General features: G+C 66.0%; 13 protein-coding genes and 1 pseudogene. 4 read left to right on the top strand and 10 right to left on the bottom strand.

Going from position 1 to position 19,378, the window contains the following annotated elements; genetic code table 11:
* Positions 1-2 precede the first annotated feature (2 nt).
* From ligA to smc, 3 genes are all read right to left on the bottom strand, one after another.
* Positions 3-2,087 carry an NAD-dependent DNA ligase LigA gene (ligA, locus tag WKW79_RS00595; protein ID WP_340333157.1) on the bottom strand — a complete coding sequence of 695 codons (2,085 nt, stop codon included), beginning with the start codon at positions 2,085-2,087 and terminating at the stop codon, positions 3-5.
* 100 nt (positions 2,088-2,187) lie between these two features.
* Positions 2,188-3,285, bottom strand: a complete 1,098-nt coding sequence (locus WKW79_RS00590) for a cell division protein ZipA C-terminal FtsZ-binding domain-containing protein (protein ID WP_340333156.1) — start codon at positions 3,283-3,285, stop codon at positions 2,188-2,190.
* On the bottom strand, positions 3,282-6,797 hold the full coding sequence (smc, locus tag WKW79_RS00585; RefSeq protein ID WP_340333155.1) for a chromosome segregation protein SMC: 3,516 nt from the start codon (positions 6,795-6,797) through the stop codon (positions 3,282-3,284). Before smc ends, WKW79_RS00590 begins: the two co-directional genes overlap by 4 nt.
* Before the next feature lie 86 nt (positions 6,798-6,883).
* Here smc and WKW79_RS00580 point away from each other — a divergent pair, with 86 nt between their 5' ends.
* Both WKW79_RS00580 and WKW79_RS00575 read left to right on the top strand, forming a co-directional pair.
* On the top strand, positions 6,884-7,657 hold the full coding sequence (locus WKW79_RS00580; protein ID WP_340333154.1) for a hypothetical protein: 774 nt from the start codon (positions 6,884-6,886) through the stop codon (positions 7,655-7,657).
* 129 nt (positions 7,658-7,786) lie between these two features.
* Complete coding sequence (locus tag WKW79_RS00575) at positions 7,787-8,476, top strand: P-loop NTPase family protein (RefSeq protein ID WP_340333153.1); 690 nt, start codon at positions 7,787-7,789, stop codon at positions 8,474-8,476.
* Positions 8,477-8,537: 61 nt separating this feature from the next.
* Here the strand turns inward: WKW79_RS00575 and WKW79_RS00570 are convergent, their stop codons facing one another.
* Genes WKW79_RS00570 through WKW79_RS00545 form a run of 6 tightly spaced genes read right to left on the bottom strand, consistent with a single transcriptional unit; the run spans position 8,538 to position 13,588 of the window.
* Positions 8,538-9,062 carry a disulfide bond formation protein B gene (locus WKW79_RS00570; protein WP_340333152.1) on the bottom strand — a complete coding sequence of 175 codons (525 nt, stop codon included), beginning with the start codon at positions 9,060-9,062 and terminating at the stop codon, positions 8,538-8,540.
* Positions 9,059-10,153: a sulfate/molybdate ABC transporter ATP-binding protein gene (locus WKW79_RS00565; RefSeq protein ID WP_340333151.1), complete on the bottom strand. Its 1,095-nt coding sequence runs from the start codon at positions 10,151-10,153 to the stop codon at positions 9,059-9,061. Before WKW79_RS00565 ends, WKW79_RS00570 begins: the two co-directional genes overlap by 4 nt.
* Before the next feature lie 59 nt (positions 10,154-10,212).
* The gene (gene cysW / locus WKW79_RS00560) at positions 10,213-11,106 is read right to left on the bottom strand and encodes a sulfate ABC transporter permease subunit CysW (protein ID WP_340333150.1); all 894 of its coding nucleotides are present in this window, start codon (positions 11,104-11,106) and stop codon (positions 10,213-10,215) included.
* Complete coding sequence (gene cysT / locus WKW79_RS00555; RefSeq protein WP_340333149.1) at positions 11,103-11,999, bottom strand: sulfate ABC transporter permease subunit CysT; 897 nt, start codon at positions 11,997-11,999, stop codon at positions 11,103-11,105. Before cysT ends, cysW begins: the two co-directional genes overlap by 4 nt.
* Positions 12,000-12,002: 3 nt before the next feature.
* On the bottom strand, positions 12,003-13,016 hold the full coding sequence (locus tag WKW79_RS00550) for a sulfate ABC transporter substrate-binding protein (protein ID WP_340333148.1): 1,014 nt from the start codon (positions 13,014-13,016) through the stop codon (positions 12,003-12,005).
* On the bottom strand, positions 13,013-13,588 hold the full coding sequence (locus WKW79_RS00545) for an RBBP9/YdeN family alpha/beta hydrolase (RefSeq protein WP_340333147.1): 576 nt from the start codon (positions 13,586-13,588) through the stop codon (positions 13,013-13,015). Before WKW79_RS00545 ends, WKW79_RS00550 begins: the two co-directional genes overlap by 4 nt.
* Before the next feature lie 231 nt (positions 13,589-13,819).
* On the opposite strand from WKW79_RS00545, the gene WKW79_RS00540 reads away from it, so the two are divergent.
* The gene (locus WKW79_RS00540) at positions 13,820-15,547 is read left to right on the top strand and encodes an ABC transporter permease (protein ID WP_340333146.1); all 1,728 of its coding nucleotides are present in this window, start codon (positions 13,820-13,822) and stop codon (positions 15,545-15,547) included.
* A gap of 9 nt (positions 15,548-15,556) precedes the next feature.
* Positions 15,557-16,873 (top strand): ABC transporter ATP-binding protein, encoded by a 1,317-nt coding sequence (locus tag WKW79_RS00535; RefSeq protein WP_340333145.1) that lies wholly within the window; start codon positions 15,557-15,559, stop codon positions 16,871-16,873.
* A gap of 190 nt (positions 16,874-17,063) precedes the next feature.
* On the opposite strand, the pseudogene WKW79_RS00530 reads toward WKW79_RS00535, so the two are convergent.
* Positions 17,064-19,373: pseudogene (locus WKW79_RS00530) on the bottom strand (NADP-dependent malic enzyme); the annotation flags it as partial.
* Positions 19,374-19,378 lie beyond the last annotated feature (5 nt).

Raw genomic sequence — 19,378 nt, 5'->3', positions numbered from 1 at the left:
CCTCAGTCCGGCTTTGCCAACAATACAAGCATTCGTGCCTCGTCGATCACTTCGACGCCAAGTTCACGCGCCTTGTCGAGTTTGCTCCCCGCTTCGGCCCCTGCCACGACAAAGGTCGTTTTCTTGCTGACGGAGCCCGAAACCTTCGCACCGGCTGCTTCCAACTTGTCCTTGGCTTCGTCACGGCCCAGCGTAGGAAGAGTGCCGGTGATGACGAAGGTCTTGCCCGCGAGCGGACGGGGCGTGCGCGCGGCGGGTTCGCCCTCTTCCCAATGCAGGCCGCAGGCGCGCAGTTGCTCGACCACTTCGCGGTTGTGGGCTTGGTCGAAGAAAGTGCGCAGGCTTTGCGCGACCACCGGGCCGACGTCATTGACTTCGAGGAGTTGTTCCTCGGTCGCATCCATGATCGCGTCGAGCTTGCCGAAATGCTTGGCCAGGTCCTTGGCCGTGCTCTCGCCGACGTGGCGAATGCCCAGGCCGAAGAGGAAGCGATTCAGCGTCGTCTTCTTCGATTTTTCCAGCGCATCGACGATGTTCTTCGCCGACTTCTCGGCCATGCGGTCGAGGCCGACCAGCGTGGTGAAACCGAGCTTGTAGAGGTCCGGCAAGGTGCGGATCAGGTTGGCGTCGACGAGCTGCTCGACCAGCTTGTCGCCGAGGCCTTCGACCTCCACCGCGCGACGGGCCGCAAAATGCAGGATCGCTTCCTTGCGCTGGGCGCCGCAGAACAAGCCGCCGGTGCAGCGGTAGTCGGCCTCGCCCTCCTCGCGCACCGCGTCGGAGCCGCAGACCGGGCACTTGTGCGGCATCGTGAAGATGGCGCCACGCCGCTCCGCCGGCTTGGCAAGGCTTTCAGGCACCACGCCGACGACTTCGGGGATCACGTCGCCGGCGCGCCGCACGATGACCGTGTCGCCCACGCGCACGTCCTTGCGGCGGGCCTCGTCCTCGTTGTGGAGCGTGGCATTGGTGACGGTGACGCCGCCGACGAACACCGGCGCCAGCTTGGCCACCGGGGTGAGCTTGCCGGTGCGGCCGACCTGGATGTCGATGGCCAGCACCTCGGTCAATTGCTCCTGCGCCGGGTACTTGTGCGCGACCGCCCAGCGCGGCTCGCGCGAGACGAAGCCGAGTTGCCGTTGCAGCGCCAGGCTGTCGACCTTGTAGACCACGCCGTCGATGTCATAGGGCAAGCCGTCCCGGGCGCGGCCCATGGCTTCGTGGAAGGCCACCAAGGCTTCAGCGCCCAGCGCGCGTTGCGTCTGTGTCGCGACCGGGAAGCCCCAGGCCGCGAATTGCTGGAGCCAATCGAATTGCGTCGCGCAATCCGGGCCACCTTGCTCGGGCGATGACACTTCGCCGAGGCCGTAGGCGAAGAAGCTCAGCGGGCGTGCCGCAGCGATGGCCGGGTCGAGTTGGCGCACGGCGCCGGCCGCCGCGTTGCGCGGATTGACGAACACCTTCTCGTTCTTCTGTCCGGCGGCGATCTTCTCGCGCTGGCGTTCGTTCAGCGCCTCGAACTGGTCGCGGCGCATGTAGACCTCGCCGCGCACTTCGACCACGGGCGGCGCATCACCTTGCAGCCGCAGCGGGATCTGCTGGATGGTGCGGATGTTCTGCGTGACGTCCTCGCCGACCTCGCCGTCGCCGCGCGTGGCGGCTTGCACCAGCACACCGTCCTCGTAGCGCAGGTTCATCGCGAGGCCGTCGAACTTGAGTTCGCAGATGTACTCGATGGCTGGCGCGTCCTCGGCCAGGCCGAGTTCGCGGCGCACGCGCGCATCGAAGGCGCTGGCACCGCCGGCGGTGATGTCGGTCTCGGTGCGGATCGACAGCATCGGTACCTTGTGGCGAACCTTGATGAAGCCGTCGAGCACCTTGCCTCCGACGCGCAGGGTCGGCGAATCGGGCGTCTGCAGATCGGGATGTTCGGCTTCGATGGCTTGCAGGCGCTGGAACAGCTTGTCGTACTCCGCGTCCGGCAGTTCGGGCGCGTCGAGCACGTAGTAGAGGTGCGAGTGATGGCGCAGCTTGGCGCGCAGGCCTTCGGCCTCGTCGGTCACTGACTGCTTGTCGGGTGGGTTCATGTCGGAATGGCGTCAGCGAAATTTCTTGGTGCTCCGGAACTTGCCGGCGTTGCTGCGCGAATACGGCGTCGAAAGCGGCTGCGACCCGCTCGCGCCGGCCCTAGCTGAACAGCCGCCGCGCCAGCGCCGAACCTGCGGAAAGCTCGCGCGAGTCGAGCGTGTCGTAGAGCTGCTCCAGATCGGCGCCGATCACGTCCATGATCTCTTCGCGCAACAACTGGCCGTCGCCGTCGGTCACCACGCCGTCCATCTCGCGCGCCAAAGCCGCTGCAACTTCGCGCATGCGCTCGAAGGGGCGCTCGCTGCGGTCGACCTGGGGCACGTCGAGGCTCAGGGTGAGTTCGCGGATGGCCGATTGCGCAGGGTCGTCGGCGAGTGCGGCCTGGGTGTCGAAGGAGAGGCCGAGGATCGGCGGCAAGCCGGGTTCGCTCGTGGGCAGCACCATGCGGCCCGGAATCATGCCGGCGACGAAACCGTGCCGTGCCGCGCTCTGCTGCACGTAGCCGGGGCTCCAGGCTGCATGCAGGGCGCGCAGCACGAAGCCGAGCTGAGCATCGTGCGCGCTAGCGAACTGGTCGAGTTCACGGCCACGCGCCACTTCGTCGAGCATCTCGGGGAACTCGGGGGCGCCGTTGACCATGTCGGCGAAGGCCTGCGCCTTGACGACGAATTCGGAATATTCGATTTCGTTGAGCGCGCCGGTGCGGTTGGCCAGTTGCACGCCGACCTGGAAGGCGCCGTAGCGCTGGCCGGGCGCAGGCTGCTCCCAGTTGGCCGTGTGTTCGTTGAGGCCTTCGATGGCCACGGGCTTACTGCCGGCGCGGCGCGTCGCGGGCATCGCGGCCAATGCGGCATCGCCCGATGCCAGGCCGTCGAGCGACACCGGTGCGATCACGTCGATCAACGGATCGAGGCCGCCGCGCTTGTCGGCGGCGGTTGCGGCCAGGCCGCTGGGCGGCGGCAGGTCGGGGTCGAACAAGGGCTCGTGCCGATCGCTGCCGGGGGCGTGGTTCGGGTCGAGATGCAGCACCGGTTCGGTGCCGAAGTTCGACGTCGGCGCGCCTTCGGTCGGTGCGGGTGGCGTGGCCGCGTCGGGCTGCTTCGGCGCATTGCGGCGCGACATCCAGGCGTTGTAGCCAATCACCGCAGCTAGCACGAGGCCGCCGAGGATCGCAAGAGCAACCGTCAAATTGCTCATGCGGCTTCAGCCATCGACTTCGCGGCCTCCATGTCCACTGCGACGATGCGCGAAACGCCCTGCTCCTGCATCGTCACGCCGATGAGTTGTTCGGCCATTTCCATGGCGATCTTGTTGTGGCTGATGAAGAGGAATTGGGTTTCGCGGCTCATGGCGGTCACTAGTTTGGCATAGCGCTCGGTGTTCGCGTCGTCCAGCGGCGCGTCCACTTCGTCGAGCAGGCAGAAAGGTGCGGGGTTGAGCTGGAAGATCGCGAACACCAGCGCGATGGCGGTGAGCGCCTTCTCGCCACCCGAAAGCAGATGGATGGTCTGGTTCTTCTTGCCGGGCGGCTGGGCCATGACCTGCACGCCCGAATCCAGGATCTCGTCGCCGGTCATCATGAGCCGCGCATTGCCGCCGCCGAACAGCTCCGGGAACATGCGGCTGAAATGGTCGTTGACGATCTTGAAGGTGCCGCCGAGCAGGTCGCGCGTCTCGCCGTCGATCTTGCGGATGGCGTCTTCCAGCGTACCGATGGCTTCGTTCAGGTCGGCCGACTGCGCATCGAGGAAGGTCTTGCGTTCGCTGGCGATGGCGAGTTCATCGAGCGCCGCGAGGTTCACCGCGCCAAGCGCCGCGACTTCGCGATGGAGCCGGTCGATTTCACTTTGCAGGCCGGTGAGGCGCACCTTCTCGGTCTCGATCGACAGGGCAACGGCCTCGATGTCGGCCTGCGCGTCGATGAGCAATTGCGCGTACTGCTCGTAGCCTAGGCGCGCGGCCTGCTCCTTGAGCTGGAATTCGGTGATGCGGCTGCGCAGCGGCTCCAGCTCGCGTTCCAGCTTCAGACGGCGTTCGTCGCTGGCGCGCAGCTTGATCGTGAGGTCGTCGTACTGGCTGCGCATGGCGCCCAGCGAGGCTTCACGTTCGAGCTTGAGGGCCAGGGCGTCCTGCAAGCCAGCTTGAGCGGCCGCGTCGGACAGGCGGGTCAGTTCGCCTTGGGCGCGCTCCTGTTCCTCGGCAAGCGCCACCGTTTGCTGCGTGGCGGTCTCGATGGCGCGGCTCAGCTCTCCTCGACGGGCTTCCAGGGTGCGCTGCGAGAAGGTGGCTTCCTGCGCCTGGCGCTCCAGGCTGCGGTGCTGCTCACGGCTCGCGGCCAGCTGGCGCGCGGCTTCGATCACGCGCTCGTCGAGCTGGGCATGGCGCTCCTGGCTGTCGGCCAGTTGCATGTCCAGTTCCTCGAAGCGCGCTTCGGAGGCGATGCGGCGCTCCTGCAATTCCTCCAGTTGCGCATCGACTTCGCCGAGGTCGCTGGCGAGTTGCTGGCTGCGGGCGCGGGCCTGCTCGGCCAGTTGGGTCAGGCGCAGCGTCTCGACCTGCAGTTCATGGGCGCGCGACCGAGTTTCAGCGGCCTCGCGGCGGGCCGTGACCAGGCGCGACGCGGCATCGCCGTAGGCGGCCTCGGCGCGAACCAATGCGGTACGGGCTTCATCGGCGATCACGGCTTGGGCGCGGATCTGGCGCTCCAGGTTCTCCATCTCCTGCTGACGGGCCAACAGGCCGGCCTGCTCGGAATCCTGCGCGTAGAAGCTCACGCCATGGGCGGACACCGCATGGCCGCTCTTCACGTAGATGACCTCGCCGGACTTCAGGCGGCTGCGCTGGGCCAGCGCGTCGTCGAGGTTCTCGGCCGTGAAGCAGTCGTGCAGCCAGTCGACGAGCAAGGCCTGCAAGCCGGCATCGTTCAGCCGCAGCAGGTCGGACAGGCGCGGCAGTTCTGACGAACCCGGCGCAACGCCTGCGCTCGGCGGGCTGTAGAAGGCCAGCTTGGCAGGCGGCGCATCGTTGCCGAAGGCGCGCACCATGTCGAGGCGGCTGACTTCGAGCGCACCCATGCGTTCGCGCAGCGCCGATTCGAGGGCGTTCTCCCAGCCCTGTTCGATGTGGATGCGGCTCCACAAGCCCTGCAAGCCATCGAGGCCGTGCTTCGCGAGCCACGGGGCCAGCTTGCCGTCCGTCTTTACCTTCTCCTGCAGCGCCTTGAGTGCTTCGAGGCGGGCGGAGAACTCGGTGAGCTTGCCGCCCTCGGTGTTCACCGCTTGCTGGCGCGTGCGGCGGTCGTCGTCGAGTTGCGGGACTTGCTCCTGCAGGTCGTGCAGCCGGCCTTCGGCTTCGCTGGCGGCTTCCTGCGCGGCTTCGTGTTGTTCCTGCAAGTCTGCGAGCTTGGCCTCGTCGGGCGCGTCGAGCGAACGCTGGTCGTTGCGCAGGCGCTCGCTGCGTTGCTGCAACTGGCGGGATTGCTCGTCGATGTTGCGCTGGTCGGCGGCCAGCACCTGGATCTGCTGCTGCACCTGGACGACGCTGCTGCGCTGGGCATTGGCTTCGTCCTGCGCACGTTGCTGGGCTTCTTCCAGCTCGGGCATGCGCGCGTCGTGTTCCTCGAGCTGCGCGGCGAGCAGGATGGCCTGCTCCTCGGCATCGACGCCCTGCCCGGCCAGCGTCTCGATCTCGGCGGCAGCATCCTCGCGGCGCGTGCCCCATTGCCCGATCTGTTCACGCAACTGCACCAGCCGCTGCTCCACGCGGGCGCGGCCTTCGACCACGAAACGGATCTCACCTTCGAGCCGGCCGACTTCGGCGCTGGCTTCGTAGAGCTTGCCCTGGGCCTGGTTGACGTGGTCGCCGGCGGCGTAGTGGGCCTGGCGCACGGTTTCCAGTTCGGCCTCGACATGGCGCAGGTCGGCGGTGCGGCTTTCGAGGTCGTTGATGGCCCGCTCGGCCTCAGTCTTGACCTTGGCCTGGTCGGCCTCGCTTTCGGTGCGCTTCAGCAGCCAGAGCTGGTGCTGCTTGCGCGTGGCATCGCCGTTCAGCGCGTTGTAGCGCGCGGCCACCTCGGCCTGCTTTTCCAGGCGCTCCAGGTTGGCATTGAGTTCGCGCAGGATGTCTTCCACGCGCGTGAGGTTTTCGCGCGTGTCGCCGAGGCGGTTCTCGGTCTCGCGGCGGCGTTCCTTGTACTTGGAGACACCGGCGGCTTCCTCGAGGAACAGGCGCAGTTCCTCGGGCTTGGATTCGATGATCCGGCTGATCGTGCCCTGGCCGATGATGGCGTAGGCGCGCGGGCCAAGGCCGGTGCCGAGGAACACGTCCTGCACGTCGCGGCGGCGCACCGGTTGGTTGTTGATGTAGTAGCTGGAGGTGCCGTCGCGCGTGAGCACGCGCTTGACCGCGATTTCGGTGAACTGCGCCCATTGGCCGCCGGCGCGATGGTCGGCGTTGTCGAACACCAGTTCGACGCTGGAGCGGCTGGCCTGCTTGCGCGTGGTCGTGCCGTTGAAGATGACGTCCTGCATCGACTCGCCGCGCAATTCGGAGGCGCGCGATTCGCCGAGCACCCAGCGCACGGCGTCCATGATGTTCGACTTGCCGCAGCCATTGGGACCGACCACGCCGACCAGTTGGCCGGGCAGCATGAAGTTGGTCGGTTCGGCGAAGGACTTGAAGCCGGAAAGCTTGATGGAATTGAGGCGCACGACGGGTCGGCCAAGGCCTTGATTTGTAAGGAAAATTGCACAGCTTGCAGGCTGTCTCGCAGGAGGACGATGATAACGTGCAGGTGATGCGTGATACCTCCCGTTCGCTCGCCGGCCCGCCCCATTTCCATCGTCGGGCCGCGCTGTGGGGCCTCGCTGTTGCGTCCCTGAGCCTCGCGGGCTGCCACAGCATGGTCAACTCGACCGAACGGGCCGAGCCCTATGCCAACAACGAATTGATCCAGTCCGGCGCGAACCGCATCGCCAACCTCGCCCTGCGCGACAACCTGCAATCGATTCGCCGGGTGCAGTTGTCGCTCTACCGCCGCAATCCACGCGAGTGGCGCAAGTGGGCGAAGAGCCCCGAAGAGGCGGTCCAGCGCACCTGGGACACGATCATGCAGGGCGCATCGCTGACCGAATTGCGGGGGGCCCTGGGCATCGACGCGATCCGCATGGCTTTCGAGGCCACGCCCCAAGGCTACCAGGGCGACCGCGTGGCCGCGCTGGCGGTCGGCTGGGCCAGCATGCTGAAGGAGGCCAACGGCAACACCTGGGACCAGACGATGATCGACGGCGTCAATGCCGAGAACAGCTACCGCGCGGCGCGCAACGTCGAGATATCGCTGTGGCTCATCACGTCCAAGGTCGGGCCGGATGGACAGCCCCTGCTGCTCGCCACCGAGATCAGCGACCGCGGTCGCAACCTGCTGCCGGATCGCGAGTTGTCGAAGGTGGTCGCGCGGCTCGACCTGATGGCCGCGCAGGCCGATGAGAAGTACCGCCGCGCCGCGCTGGACTTCGGGCAGAGCTTCGTGCTGGGAAGCCTCACGCCCTTCCTGTCGATGGTGAAGCCCTGAGGACGAGGCCCGGCACGATCGATGCTTGGACGGCACCGATTCTTACAGCGCCCCACGCGGGTCGGCCCCTAGAATGCCCCGCGACTTTCCTCCCCCTCCACTCACACCATTCTTCCTGGGCACCACCACATGAGTTCCATCAATTTCATCGGCGGCGAAAAAGGCGGCGTTGGCAAGTCGGTCACGGCGCGCGTGCTGGCGCAGTACTTCATCGATCGCAGCCGGCCTTTCGTCGGTTTCGACACTGACCGTTCGCACAGTTCCTTCACGCGCTTCTACGAAGGCTTTGCGTCGCCGGTGGTGGTGGACAGTTTCGAAGGGCTCGACACCATCGTGAATGGCTTCGAGACCAATCCGCACCAGAGCGTGATCGTCGACCTGGCCGCGCAGACGCTGGCGCCGCTGTCGAACTGGATCAAGGAGTCGGACCTCTTCGACGTGTTCAAGGAACTCGGCGTGGCCGTCAACTTCTGGCATGTGCTGGACGATGGCCGCGACTCGACCGACCTGCTGGGCACGCTGATCGACACCTTCGGCAAGCGACCGAACTACATCGTTGTGCAGAACTACGGGCGCGGCAGCGACTTCGGCATGCTGCTGGGCTCGCAATCGCTGGCCAAGGCGACCGCCGCCGGTGCGCAGGTCATCGCCCTGCCGCGCTTGCACGAGACCAGCATGCGCAAGATCGATGCGCAGAACACGAGCTTTTGGAAGGCGGTCAACGACAAGGGCCCGAATGCGCTCGGGTTGCTGGAACGCCAACGCGTCAAGACCTGGCTGGCGACGGCTTACGCGGCTTTCGATGCCTTGCCGCTGTAGGCAGGCTGTCGCGGTCGACGCCAGCGGCTGGCACAGGCCCCCGCCGGTGTATCGCTGAGAGTCAGGCTGCGGCGAAGCCGGAGTGGCTGCGACGGAGGCTGCGTGCAGCCAGCACGATCAGCAGCAGGCCGAACACCACGAAGGAGATGAACGACCAGTTGGCGATCGACAGGCCGAGAAAGGTCCAATCCACCTTCGAGCAATCGCCGCTGCCCTTGAAGATCATGGGCAAGGCGCGCTGCAGCGGAAAGCTCTCGATCATCCCGTAGATGTCGCGGCCGCAGCTCACGAATTCCGGCGGATGCCATTGCAGCCACGTCTGGCGCGCGGCGGTGAAGGCGCCGCCAATGGCCGACAGCAAGGCCAGCAACGCGAACGGCACCTGCACGCCCTTGCGGTTGCTCAGCGCCGCAATCAAGGCGAACACGCCCACCATCGCCAACGCATAGCGCTGCACCACGCACATGGGGCAAGGCTCGAGCCCCACCACATGCTGCAGGTACATGCCGAAGGCCAGCATGCCGATGCAGGCGAGACAAATGAGCGCATAAGCGCGGCGCGGTGCGCCGAAAAACCAATCGATCAAGGAGAAACCCAGTCTTCTACGAACACCCTGGCCTTGCGCGGTTGGGCGACCACGGTGTCGCCCTCCTTCAAGCCCAGGTCCCGGAACTGTTGCGCAGGGAGTTGCGCTTCGATGATGGTTCCGGTGCCCGGATTATCTGGATTCGATTCGGTGGGCTCAAGTTCCAGCCGCGCGATCGGTCCGACCACGATGGCGCGCGTCAGCGTGGCCACGATGCCGCTCGCACCCTGCGTGTAGCGCGAGATGTCGAGGTCGTGCGGGCGCACGTAGGCGAGCGCCTTGCTGTCCTGGACCGCGTTGTGCTCCGGGGCATGCAACCGGATGCCCTCGACCTGCACCTCGCCCTCGTGCGCGCGGCCGTGGAACAAGTTCACGTCGCCGAGGAAGCCATAGACGAAGGGGCTGGCCGGATGGTCCCAGACCTCCTGCGGCGAGCCGACTTGCTCGATCTGGCCCTTGTTGATGACCACCACGCGATCGGCCACTTCCAGCGCTTCTTCCTGATCGTGCGTGACGAAGATCGAGGTGACGTGCAGTTCGTCGTGCAGGCGGCGCAGCCATCGGCGCAGTTCCTTGCGCACCTTGGCATCGAGCGCGCCGAAGGGCTCGTCGAGCAGCAGCACCTTCGGCTCCACCGCCAATGCGCGTGCCAGTGCGATGCGCTGGCGCTGGCCGCCGGAGAGCTGCGACGGATAGCGGTCGGCCAGCCAGTCGAGCTGCACCAGCTTGAGCAGGTCCATCACCTTCTTCTTGATCGCGGCTTCGCCGGGGCGCTGGCTGCGCGGCTTGACGCGCAGGCCGAAGGCCACGTTCTCGAACACGGTCATGTGGCGGAACAGCGCGTAATGCTGGAACACGAAGCCCACGTTGCGCTCGCGCACGTGCACGTCGGTCGTGTCCTCGCCGGAGAACAGGATGTTGCCCGCGTCGGCAGTCTCGAGCCCGGCGATGATGCGCAGCAGCGTGGTTTTGCCGCAGCCCGACGGGCCGAGCAGCGCGACCAGCTCGCCCGACTCGATGTCGAGGTTGACGTCGCGCAGCGCCTGGAAATCGCCGAAGCGCTTGCTGACATTTCGAATTTCAATGCTCATCGTATTTCTCTCTCTGTCTTCCTCCCTCTCCTTCCGGCAGAGGGTCGGGGTGAGGGCATTCAGCCAACCGTCGGCCTCTCCGGCGGCAGCTCCGCAATCGCCTTCATCTCCCGCTCATGCCGCCACTCGATCACCGATTTGATGACCAGCGTGACCAGCGCCAGGATCGCCAGCAGCGAAGCGCAGGCGAAAGCCGCCACCGACTGGTATTCGTTGTAGAGCACTTCCACATGCAGCGGAATCGTGTTGGTCTGGCCGCGGATATGCCCCGACACCACCGACACCGCGCCGAACTCGCCCATCGCCCGCGCATTGCAAAGGATCACGCCGTAGAGCAGGCCCCACTTGATGTTCGGCAGCGTCACGCGCCAGAAGGTCTGCCAGCCGGTCGCGCCGAGCACGATCGCCGCCTGTTCCTCGTCGCTGCCCTGTGCCTGCATCAGCGGGATCAGTTCGCGCGCGATGAACGGGAAGGTCACGAACACCGTCGCGAGAACGATGCCCGGCACGGCGAAGATGATCTTGATGTTGTGCTCCGACAACCATGGCCCGAGCCACCCCTGTGCGCCGAACACCAGCACATAGATCAGGCCGGCGACCACCGGCGACACGGCGAATGGCAGGTCCACCAGCGTCGTCAGGAAGGCCTTGCCCTTGAACTCGTACTTGGCGATGGCCCAGGCTGCGGCGACGCCGAACACCAGGTTCAATGGCACTGCGATCGCGGCCGTGATGAGTGTCAGTTCAATGGCGCTCCAGGCATCGGGCTCGCGCAGCGCCTCGAGGTAGGCCCCGAAGCCCTTGCGCAAGGCTTCCGCTGCCACGGCCGCCAGCGGCAGCACGAGGAACAGCAGCATGAACAGCAACGCGATGGTGATCAGCGTCCAACGCACCCATGCCGATTCCGTGGTCCCGGCATTGGCTCGCCGAATGACTTTGGCCGGCGCGCTCATGCCATCGCTCCCGTCGACCGTCGGCGCTGCCAGGCCTGCAAGCCGTTGATCACCAGCAGCAGCACGAACGAGAACAGCAACATCATCAAGGCGACCGCCGTCGCGCCCGCGTAGTCGTACTGCTCCAGCTTGCCGATGATGATCAGCGGTGTGATCTCGGACACCATCGGCATGTTGCCGGCGATGAAGATCACCGAGCCGTATTCACCGATCGCGCGGGCGAAGGCCATCGCGAAGCCGGTCAGCAGCGCCGGCGTGATCGAGGGCAGGATCACCTTGGTGAAGGTCTGGAAGCGCGTGGCGCCCAGCGAGGTCGCGGCTTCTTCCAGTTCCTTCTCAGTGTCTTCCAACACCGGTTGCACCGTGCGCACCACGAAAGGCAGCCCGATGAAGATCAGCGCGATCACGATGCCGGCCGGTGTGAAGGCCAGCTTGATCCCATGCGGTTCCAGGTACTGCCCGACCCAGCCATTGCCGGCCAACAGCGCCGTCAGCGAAATGCCCGCCACGGCGGTCGGCAACGCAAAAGGCAGATCCACCAGTGCATCCACGATCCGCTTGCCCGGAAACTTGTAGCGGACCAGCACCCAGGCCACCAACAGCCCGAACACCAGGTTGACCAGCGCCGCAATCAGCGACGCACCAAAGGTCAGCTTGTACGAATGCACCACGCGCGGCGCGCTCACCGCCGCCCAGAACTGCTCCCAGCTCAGCGTGAAAGTCTTGAACACCAGCGCCGACAGCGGCAGCAGCACGATCAGGCTCAGGTAGAGGATCGTGTAGCCGAGCGTGAGGTTGAAGCCGGGCAGCACGCGGCGCGACGCCCGTGGGGCGCCGGCAAGCGAAAGCGGCGCTGCCGGTGAAGGCAGCGCCGATGAAACAGCACCGCTCATGGCTTACTTTGCGCCGGGGACGTAGAGCTTGTCGAACTGGCCGCCATCGTTGAAGTGCACCTTCTGCGCTTCACCCAGGCTGCCGAAGAGTTCCTGCACGGTGAACAGCTGCACCGGCTTGAAGGTCGCGGCGTACTTCTTGAGCACGGCTTGCGAGCGCGGGCGCAGCGCATGCTTGGCCGCGATTTCCTGCGCTTCGTCGGAATAGAGGTAGTCGAGGTAGGCCTTGGCGAGTTCGCCGGTGCCCTTCTTGGCGGTGGTGCGCTCGACCACGGCGACCGGGTTCTCTGCCACGATGCTGATCGACGGATAGACCGAATCAACCTTGCCGGCGCCGAATTCGCGGTCGATGGACACCACTTCCGACTCGAAGGTGATCAGCGCATCGCCGATGTTTCGTTGCAGGAAGGCAGTGGTCGCGTCACGGCCGCCGCGCGCCAGGATCGGCACGTTCTTGAACAGCTTGCTGACGAACTCGGCCGCTTGCGCGTCGGTGCCGCCCTTCTTCTTCACGTAGCCCCAGGCGGCCAGGTAGGCATAGCGGCCGTTGCCGCCGGTCTTGGGGTTGACGATGACGACTTGCACGCCGGGCTTGATGAGGTCGTCCCAGTCCTTGATGCCCTTGGGATTGCCGTTGCGCACCAGCATCAGCATGGTGGAGGTGGTGGGCGATGCGTTGTCGGGGAACTTCTTGGCCCAGTCCTTGGCGACCACGCCTTTCTCGGCGAGGAATTCCACGTCGGTGGAGGTGTTCATGGTCACCACGTCGGCATCGAGGCCGTCGGCCACGGCGCGCGCCTGGGCGCTGGAGCCGCCGTGCGACTGGTCGATCTTCACGTCCTTGCCGGTGGTCTTCTTGTAGTGGGCGACGAAGGCGGTGTTGTAGTCCTTGTAGAACTCGCGGGCCACGTCATAGGACGCGTTGAGCAGCGTGTTGCTCTGGGCGTAGCTGGCGACACTGGCGAACAGCGCGAGGCTGGCGAGCAGGAACTTGGAGGACTTGATCGGAGAGGTCATGGAGAGGTCGAAGTTTCAATGGAGTCCCGCAGCGCCGGACGTTGGCCCGGCGTGTCGGTCAGCGACTGCAGCAAGGCGAGGCCCAAGGGCCAGTCGCCGTGACCGGAGTCGATGTTGATGTGGCCCGCATTCTGCATGCGGACGAATTCGCTGCCCCAGGCACGGGCATACGCTCCCGCCAGGCGAACCGGGCAGAAGGGGTCGTTACTGCTGGCGACGACGATGCTGCGGTAGGGCAAGGGGGCGTAGGGTACCGGGGCGAAATCGTGCAGGACGGAGCGGCGTTCCGGGTCCGCGGGCGCGACGAGCAGCGCGCCGGCAACCCGTGCGGCCGCCTCCGGGCCCAGGTGCGCGACCGCGATGCAGCCCAGGCTGTGCGCGGCAATCACGACCGGCTCGAGGCGCGAAAGGATGAGTTTTTCCAGGCTGCCGACCCAGGCACGACGCGTCGGCGCGACCCAGTCGTCCTGCGTCACCCGTTCGGCGCCCTGCAATTGCTCCGCCCACAGGCTCTGCCAGTGGCCAGGGCCAGAATCGCGCCAGCCGGGGACGATGATGAGTCGGGTCGTCACAGGGCAGCAGGCACGGTTTCGGCGGCAAAAGCGCCGGTGGATGGGACAGTCATGGGGTCGGTTGGAGGGCGAGCGGCCGATTGTCCGGGGCCTTCTACAGATAACAAACGAATATCTACTTGTAAGAATATGGCCAATAACGCATAAGGAGTCAGGTTCGCGACGGGCGCCATCGGCACAATCGGCGCCTTTCGCGGACCGGGTCAGTTCGCTTTATCCGTGTCCGCACCGATGTTCGACAAGAGATTCTTTCCCCGCCAGGTCGTCGCATCCGGCGGCAACCGCTGGGACTGGGCCCTGCTGCCGCTGGTGCTGGCGCTGCTGTTCGCGCTCGCCTGGGGTGGCTCGCAGATGGCGCGGCCCTACGAACTGGGCGAGACGCTGCCGATCAGCCTCGACCCGTGGATGCTGCCCTACTACCTGCTGCGCACCACCTTGCGCATGTTCCTGGCGCTGGGCGCGTCGCTGGTGTTCAGTTGCGTCTTCGCGGTGCTGGCGACCAAGTACCGCGCCACCGAGAAGGTGCTGGTGCCGCTGCTGGACATCCTGCAGTCGATCCCGATCCTGGGCTTCCTCTCGATCACGGTGACGGGCTTCATCGCCCTCTTCCCGGGCAACCTGCTCGGTGTGGAATGCGCGGCGATCTTCGCGATCTTCACCTCGCAGGCCTGGAACATGGCCTTCAGCCTCTACCAGTCGCTGCGAACGGTGCCTGCGGAACTGGGCGAGGCGGCGAAGGTGTTCCAGCTCTCGGGCTGGCAGCGCTTCTGGCGGCTGGAGCTGCCCTTCGCGATGCCGGGGCTGCTGTGGAACATGATGATGTCGATGTCGGGCGGCTGGTTCTTCGTGGTGGCGTCGGAGGCGATCTCGGTGTCGAACCAGAACATCAAGCTGCCCGGCGTGGGCTCCTACATCGCGATGGCGATCGAGGCGCGCGACATGGGTGCGATCGGCTGGGCGATCCTGGGCATGCTGATCGGCATCACGCTGTACGACCAGTTGTTCTTCCGCCCGCTGATCGCCTGGGCCGACCGGTTCAAGTTCGAGGAAGGCGGCAGCGAGGACACCCCGAACTCCTGGCTGCTGACCTGGCTGCGCCGCACCGATCGCATCAAGCATGCGGTGCATCGGGTGACCGGCCTGCTGGATCGCTCGGTGGCGCTGTTCCGACGCGACCATGACGGCACGTCGATCAAGGCGCGGCCGCAGCCGCCCAATGCCACGGCCATGCGTGTGTGGGACGCGACCATTGCGGCGGCCGTGCTGGTTGCGGTGCTGTGGCTCGCGCGCTTCATCCACACGGAAGTCGGCTGGCGCGAGGTCGGGCATGTCTTCGTGCTGGGGCTCTACACGATGGTGCGCGTGCTGGTGCTCATTGCGCTGGCGGCGCTGGTGTGGGTGCCGATTGGCGTCTGGATCGGCATGAACCCGCGATGGGCTGGGCGGCTGCAAGGCGTGGCGCAGTTCATGGCGGCCTTTCCGGCGAACCTGATGTTCCCGGTGGCAGTGCTGTTCATCGTGCGCTGGCAACTGAACCCGAACATCTGGCTGGCGCCGCTGATGGTGCTGGGCACGCAGTGGTATCTGCTCTTCAACGTGATCGCGGGCGCGTCGAGCGTGCCGACCGAACTGCGCTACGCGGCGCAGAACCTCGGCCTCAAGGGCTGGCTGATGTGGCGGCGCTACCTGCTGCCGGCGGTGTTCCCGAGCTTCGTCACCGGCGCAATCACGGCCAGCGGCGGCTCATGGAACGCGAGCATCGTGGCCGAATACGTGACCTGGGGCGACACCACGCTGAAGGCGGCCGGGCTCGGCAGCTACATCGCCGAGATGACGGCCATCGGCGACTTCCCGCGCATCGCGCTGGGGATCGGCGTGATGTGCGTGTTCGTCATGGGCATGAATCATTTCGTCTGGCGCCGGCTCTATGACCTGGCCGAGAACCGGATGCATTTCTAAGGACGCGATATGGCCGAAGCCATTGTTGAACTGAAGGACGTGGGGAAGTCCTTTCGCGCCTCGGACGGCGCGGCGCGCTCGGTGCTGGAGGGCGTGGACCTGCGCTTGGCCGAGGGCGAGATCGTCGCACTGCTGGGCCAGTCGGGCTCGGGCAAGTCGACCTTGCTGCGGATCCTGGCGGGGCTCATCAGCGTGGACGGCGGCACGGTGCGCTACCGCGGCCAGCCGCTGTACGGGCCGGCGCGCGGCATCGCGATGGTGTTCCAGTCCTTTGCGCTGTTCCCGTGGCTCAACGTGCAGCAGAACGTCGAGCTGGGCCTGGAGGCGCGCGGCGTGGCGCCGGCCGAGCGGGCGCGCCGTGCCGAGGCGGCCATCGAGCTGATCGGCCTGGCGGGCTTCGAGGGTGCGTTGCCGCGCGAGTTGTCGGGCGGCATGCGCCAGCGCGTGGGCATTGCACGCGCCCTGGTCGTGGAGCCCGAGGTGCTGCTGATGGACGAGGCCTTCTCGGCCCTGGACGTGCTCACCGGCGAGCGCCTGCGCGACGACATCCTGGAGTTGTGGGGCAGCGGCGAGATGCCGACCAAGGCGATGCTGATCGTCTCGCACAACATCGAGGAAGCGGTGCTGATGGCCGACCGCGTGCTGATTTTCGCAAGCGACCCCGGCCGCGTTCGCGCCGAGCTGCCGATCCACCTGCCGCGGCCGCGCGATCCCGACAGCCTGGAAGTGCGCGCGCTGATCGACGAGGTCTATTCGCTGATGACCGAGCGCGCACCGGCTGCCGGGCGCCCGCGCGACGAGCCGGTCGTCATGCACCTCGGCGACCGCCTGCCGGATGCGGATGTCGGCCGCATGGAGGCGCTGCTGGAGATGCTGGTCGACGATGGCCGAGACGGCCGCGCGGACCTGCCGCAACTGGCCGAGGAAGCCGAACTGACCGACCACGAACTGCTGCCGCTGACGCAGGCGCTGGCACTGCTCGGCTTCGCGCAACTGGCCGATGCCGACCTGCACCTGACGGAGCTGGGCAGGCGTTATGTCGCGGGAACGCACACGCTGCGGCAGCAGCTGTTCGGGCAACAGTTGCTGGCCCATGTGCCGCTGGCTGCGCACATCCGGCACAGCCTGGAACAGGCGCCCTCCGGCGAACTGCCCGAGGAACCGTTCCTGGCCTTGCTGCGCGACAGCCTGGATGCGCCGGTTGCAGAGCGCGTGCTGCGAACTGCAATCGAATGGGGGCGCTACGGCGAGGCCTTCGAGTACAACTTCCACACCGGGTTGATCCACCTGCCGGTCGGTGAAGACGCGAGCGCGACCGAAGCCTGAGCACGTATTCAAGGTGCGACAATTTCGTAGCGAGGTGCCGAGGCGGTTCAAGGCTTCGGCTATCGGCCATGAGCGGCCGCTCCCGCCCCCTGGTGCTATGTCCGGTCAACGATCGAAAGCTGCCATGTCAGCCCACAAGCTCCTCGTTCACGACGACCTCTTGAAAACAAGACAACGGGATCTCGTCTGACCTTGCTGCGTTGGCATCCGCGACCGTGAGCGCCGTCATGTTGACGATGCGCCGCACCGTCGCGCTCGGCGTCAGGATATGCACCGGCTTTGCGGTACCCAGCAGCACCGGGCCGATGGCGATGTTGCCGCCGGCCGCTGTCTTGAGCAGGTTGTAGGCGATGTTCGCGGCGTCGAGATTGGGGAACACCAAAAGGTTGGCGTCGCCTTCCAGCGCGCTGCGCGGCATCACGGCGGCGCGCTGCTTACCGTCGAGTGCCGCGTCGCCGTGCATCTCGCCGTCAACTTCGAGCCACGGTGCCTGCTTGCGCAGCAACTCCAACGTCTTGCGCATCTTTAGGGCCGTCGGCAGATTGCTCGTCCCAAAGTTGGAGTGCGACAGCAGTGCCACTTTGGGCTTGATGCCAAAGCGCAGCATCTCCTCGGCCGCCAACGCCGTGATCTCCGTCAATTCCTCAGGCGTCGGGTCGTAGTTGACATGGGTATCGACAAGGAACACTTGTCGATCCGGCAACAGCAAACCGTTCATGCAGGCATAGATCGGCACATCCTGCGCCGTGCTCTCTGCGCCGCCCGGTCGCTTGCCGATGACCTGGTCGATGTACGGGAGGTGCAATTGGGTCGTGCCCCACGTGCCGCAGATCATCCCATCGACATCGCCGGTGTGCAGCAGCATCGCACCGATAAGAGTGAGTCGCCGGCGCATTTCAATCTTCGCCGTTTGCATCGTCACGCCCTGGCGCTCGCCCATGCGGTGATAGGCTTGCCAGAACGCGCGATAGCGATGGTCCTGCTCGACGTTGACGATGTCGTAATCCAGCTCTTCCTTCAGGCGCAAACCGAACTTCTCGATGCGCTGTGCGATGACGGCCGGGCGACCGATCAGCGTCGGTCGGGCAATGCCTTCATCGACGACCACTTGCGCCGCACGAAGCACCCGCTCCTCTTCGCCCTCGCAGAAGGCCACGCGCTTGTTCAACGCACGCCGGGCCGCGTCGAAGATCGGCTTCATGGTGGTTCCCGATGCGTAGACGAAGCTTTCCAGCTTGGCGCGGTAGGCATCCATGTCGGTGATCGGCCGCATGGCCACGCCGCTGTCAGCCGCCGCCTGCGCCACGGCCGGCGCGATGCGTGTCATGAGGCGGGGGTCGAAGGGCTTGGGGATCAGGTAGTCGCGGCCGAAGCTGAGCTTTTCACCGGCATAGGCCGCGGCGACCCGCTCGCTCTGCTCGGCCTGCGCCAAGTCGGCAATGGCGCGCACCGCTGCGATCTCCATCTCGTCGGTGATCGTGGTCGCGCCTGCATCGAGCGCGCCGCGGAAGATGTACGGAAAGCACAGGACGTTGTTGACCTGGTTCGGGTAGTCCGCACGCCCGGTGGCCATGATGACGTCGTCGCGCACCGACCGCGCGTCCTCCGGCGAGATCTCGGGGTTCGGGTTGGCCAACGCAAAGATCACTGGATTGGTGGCCATCGTCGCCACCATCGCGGGCTTGAGCACGCCACTTGCCGATAGGCCGAGGAATACGTCGGCGCCGTCAATGACCTGCGACAGCTTGCGCATGTCGGTCTTCTGCATGTACTGGCGCTTGTCGTCGTCCATCAGCTCTTCGCGGCCTTCGTAGACCACCCCGGCGAGGTCGGTCGCGAAAACGTTCTCGCGCTTGAGGCCGACCTTGAGCAGCAGGTTCAGGCAGGCCAATGCCGCGGCTCCGGCGCCCGAGGTCACGAGCTTGACCTCCTCGATGCGCTTCCCAGCCACCTTCAGCGCGTTCAGGATGGCGGCCGCCACCGTGATGGCCGTTCCATGCTGGTCATCGTGGAATACCGGAATCTTCATGCGCTTGCGCAGCTCGCGTTCGACGTAGAAGCAATCCGGGGCCTTGATGTCCTCGAGATTGATGGCGCCGAAGGTAGGTTCCAGCGCGGCGATGACCTCGACGAGCTTCGCAGGGTCCTTTTCGTCGATCTCGATGTCGAACACATCGACGCCGGCGAACTTCTTGAAGAGCACGGCCTTGCCTTCCATGACCGGCTTGGACGCGAGGGCTCCGATGTCACCAAGACCCAGGACGGCCGTGCCGTTGGAGATGACAGCCACGAGGTTGCCGCGTGCGGTGTACTTGAAGGCGGCGGCAGGGTCGCGAACGATCTCCTCGCAGGGCGCGGCCACCCCGGGCGAGTAGGCCAGCGACAGGTCGCGCTGGTTGAACAGCGGCTTGGTGGCGCTGATGGCGAGCTTCCCGGCGGGGGCCTGGGCGTGGTAGTCGAGCGCGGCTTGCCGGAAGGCGGCGTTGTCGGAGGTGGACATGGCGT

This window comes from Variovorax robiniae, from assembly GCF_037889955.1.
Taxonomy (GTDB): domain Bacteria; phylum Pseudomonadota; class Gammaproteobacteria; order Burkholderiales; family Burkholderiaceae_C; genus Variovorax; species Variovorax robiniae.
The sequence above is the reverse complement of the archived record's forward strand: the minus strand, read 5'-3'. Positions and strand labels throughout refer to the sequence as shown.

What these genes read in the sequence shown, in the direction of transcription:
- ligA (WP_340333157.1), bottom strand. Translation starts at nt 2,087, where the DNA reads ATGAACCCACCCGACAAGCAGTCAGTGACCGACGAGGCCGAAGGCCTG.
- WKW79_RS00590 (WP_340333156.1), bottom strand. Translation starts at nt 3,285, where the DNA reads ATGAGCAATTTGACGGTTGCTCTTGCGATCCTCGGCGGCCTCGTGCTA.
- WKW79_RS00580 (WP_340333154.1), top strand. Translation starts at nt 6,884, where the DNA reads ATGCGTGATACCTCCCGTTCGCTCGCCGGCCCGCCCCATTTCCATCGT.
- WKW79_RS00575 (WP_340333153.1), top strand. Translation starts at nt 7,787, where the DNA reads ATGAGTTCCATCAATTTCATCGGCGGCGAAAAAGGCGGCGTTGGCAAG.
- WKW79_RS00565 (WP_340333151.1), bottom strand. Translation starts at nt 10,153, where the DNA reads ATGAGCATTGAAATTCGAAATGTCAGCAAGCGCTTCGGCGATTTCCAG.
- cysW (WP_340333150.1), bottom strand. Translation starts at nt 11,106, where the DNA reads ATGAGCGCGCCGGCCAAAGTCATTCGGCGAGCCAATGCCGGGACCACG.
- cysT (WP_340333149.1), bottom strand. Translation starts at nt 11,999, where the DNA reads ATGAGCGGTGCTGTTTCATCGGCGCTGCCTTCACCGGCAGCGCCGCTT.
- WKW79_RS00550 (WP_340333148.1), bottom strand. Translation starts at nt 13,016, where the DNA reads ATGACCTCTCCGATCAAGTCCTCCAAGTTCCTGCTCGCCAGCCTCGCG.
- WKW79_RS00540 (WP_340333146.1), top strand. Translation starts at nt 13,820, where the DNA reads ATGTTCGACAAGAGATTCTTTCCCCGCCAGGTCGTCGCATCCGGCGGC.
- WKW79_RS00535 (WP_340333145.1), top strand. Translation starts at nt 15,557, where the DNA reads ATGGCCGAAGCCATTGTTGAACTGAAGGACGTGGGGAAGTCCTTTCGC.